Below are 2,981 nucleotides of genomic sequence, written 5' to 3' on the forward strand. Positions count from 1 at the left end.
CGTAACCAATTTAGGATTGCTATAATTATCTTAAATTAAGCTTACCGAATAATTAATTATTAATAGTTAATAATTAGGAGTTGATAGTCAATTAATTATTTATTCAACAATTTACACCTTGAATCCTCCTATTGTAATTATAGTGCTACGCATTAAGGTTAGGACATTTCTAAATCCTAAAACCCTTTATTAGTCTACTATTCCCTCCATACCTATTCCCTATTCCCGCTTCGCGTAGCGCTATAATAATTTACACGCCATAAAGAACCATGAGATAGTCTGTTATAAATTATGAATGTTCTACTCTAGATAATTATTAATTGTTAATTGTTAATTATTTAGAATGGGTAATTATTAATTGTATTGGCTGTCGCCGAAATGAACATTGTTAATTGCTGACTCCTCGGCATCAGACTTATTCTATTATTTTCATTTTTGAAATTATCCATTTTTTACGAGTTTTACCACAGGGTTCACTACTTTGACAATCGTTAATATTAGCTTTCTCATAAGTTAATTGAACTTTTTTATTTAAGTAATAATCCTGATCTGCACAAATTTCAAAGCTAGCTCTGGCATAATGTTCTTTACCATTTTCATCTATTAAAGTTGCATAACACATTAGGTCTCCAGTCACTAACTCTTGTACGATTCCCACTTTCAAAGAAGTGTCTTGAGCAATTGCACTTATTGAAACGATAGACAGAGAAATTCCAGCTAAGGAAACAACAGTCGTAATTTTTTTTAGCATAGAATTTGAGGAATTTAATTAATGGATAATTGATAATGGATAATTGATAATTACCTCTGCTTAAAACCGTAAGGGAATTGAATATTAAGTTTTCTTTTGGTCGATTGAATATGGCGAGGTTTCCCGAAGAGTGCAGAGCCGCTCCGCTAAGGCGATCCTATCCTAGGTCATGCTCCGCATTCATGTCGGCGACAGCCCCGCTTTTTTCCCTTAAAATGGGAGGCTAATAAAGCTGAATTATTTAATTAATAATTCTTGGGTAAATCTTACTAATAATAGCACAAAAAAATTAGCGACCGCCTATCAAAAAAAATGATAAAAATAAAATTATTTGACAGATAAAATAATCAAGTTAATCTCTGGTAAACTAAAAAAATAAACTATATCCATAGGGATTATTTTCAAATGACAGAAGCATTAAATGTACTGGGGGAAAAACTAGAAATTTGTTGCACTTCTCCCATGACTGGATTTTATCGAGATGGATATTGTCAAACTGGAGCATCTGATTTTGGTTCCCATGTTGTTTGTGCAGAACTAACAGCAGATTTTTTAGAATTTACTAAACGTCGTGGTAATGATTTGAGTACACCTAGACTAGAATATTCATTTCCTGGTTTAAAACCTGGCGATCGCTGGTGTTTATGTGCATCTCGTTGGAAAGAAGCGCTTGACTCTGGAGTTGCGCCACCAGTTGTTTTGTCAGCAACTCATCAAAAAGCATTGGAGGTTGTACCTCTAGAGGTTTTGCAGGAACATTCACTTTTGAATAATTAATTGTTAATTGTTAATTGTTAATTATTACCTCTTCTTTATCAGAAGAGGATTTTCTAAAAGGAATTTTTTGATTTTTTATCCATTAATGGAGAGGCTCTATACCTGAATTTTTTGGTAATCAATTAAATGTGATTAATATCATCTAAAATTATTAATTATCTTGCTTATTATACGGGGTATACGCTATTAGTAAAAGACTGATTTTGGCTCGTAGTTGCCCTTCAGCGCTAGACATATATTTGGCGCTAAAGCGCAACTACAAACAAAGACTTTTTTATAACTAGGGCTTGCTGATTAAATCTCAAAGTATTTACAGATAAAGGTATGAGCTTTTTTAGGTTGCTAAAAAGTACGCCTGTTTCAGCTCTTAATGCACGGTTCCCGAAAAATCAAAAAGGAAGGTATTTTCAGCAAGAGTTGGGAAAAAAATTACTGCCGTACGGACGTTTTGCTGCGCAACATGTTTGCGGAGAATTCCGGAACGGAAAACGCATTTTTGCCTGTGCAACGTCCCTACTACTCCCCTACTCTTCTACTCGTTAAAAAATACTTTTTCAGCAAACCCTAACTAATTGTTGGAAGATACTTTTCTATTTCCTAGGAAATATACTCAAGACTAAGAACATTCCATAGAACGTACCTAAAATATTTTATCTAATCAGTTGAATATCCTTTTATTCACTAACTTTTTGAGCTTCTTGGTTAAGAGAATTATCACCAAATAGCTGAGGGATAATTAAACCTGAATTAGCTTTATATTCTGCAAATTCTGGGTAACGAGATAGAGATTTATCTTTTTTCAACATATTAGGAATAAATACTCCGGCAAAAAATACTCCTAGAATTAAATAAGGTAGCCAATGTTGGGCTAACATTGCAAAGGAAAGATAGATAAATACTTCTCCTAAATAGTTAGTATTTCGGCAGCGAGCAAAGAATCCTTCTGTGATTAATCCTGGTTGATATTTGAGGGTATAATATTTTTGAGCATCGCTAGTGTAGTGGAAGAAAACGCCAAAAATATTCAGAGAAATTGCAGCAGCTAGTAACGGTATTGGAGGTTCAGTTCCACTGCTAATTAAAATGTAGGGAGCTACCCAATATAAAGATAATAAGGCAAAAGTAACAATGCCTAACCAGATAGGAATTTCTTGTTCCCATTGTTTGTCTGGATAGATACGGTCTTTTAGTAACCATAAAATTCCATAGGTGCCATGTAGAGCGAGATAAACCCAAGGACCCAAAGTAAAGTTTTGGTAGGCTACCATTAGTGCCAATACAAATATAAATGTCGTGGCTTTGTGGAAATTAATTGGATGTTTTGCTTTCATAATGAGTGATATTTGTACTCTCAAAAAAACTTTAGTTATATTATAAAGGTGAGCATAAATAAAATCAACAAGTAGCACAAGTTTGTCGGACTGCATCACTAATTTTTCAAGATTTTCAGGTC

The 2,981-nt window shown here is 33.6% G+C and carries 3 protein-coding genes; 1 reads left to right on the plus strand and 2 read right to left on the minus strand.

What is annotated here, in order from left to right; genetic code table 11:
• Positions 1 to 415 precede the first annotated feature (415 nt).
• Positions 416 to 751, minus strand: coding sequence for a hypothetical protein (locus AFK68_RS03860; RefSeq protein WP_094671669.1), 336 nt, complete (start codon positions 749 to 751; stop codon positions 416 to 418).
• A 405-nt stretch (positions 752 to 1,156) separates the two neighbouring features.
• Between AFK68_RS03860 and AFK68_RS03865 the strand changes: the two genes are divergently transcribed.
• On the plus strand, positions 1,157 to 1,528 hold the full coding sequence (locus tag AFK68_RS03865; RefSeq protein WP_094671670.1) for a DUF2237 family protein: 372 nt from the start codon (positions 1,157 to 1,159) through the stop codon (positions 1,526 to 1,528).
• Positions 1,529 to 2,202: 674 nt separating this feature from the next.
• Here the strand turns inward: AFK68_RS03865 and AFK68_RS03870 are convergent.
• On the minus strand, positions 2,203 to 2,981 hold a 779-nt coding region (locus AFK68_RS03870), incomplete at its 5' end, for a DUF1295 domain-containing protein (RefSeq protein ID WP_371357216.1).

The sequence above is a fragment of the Hydrocoleum sp. CS-953 genome, from assembly GCF_002260545.1.
GTDB lineage: Bacteria > Cyanobacteriota > Cyanobacteriia > Cyanobacteriales > Microcoleaceae > Trichodesmium.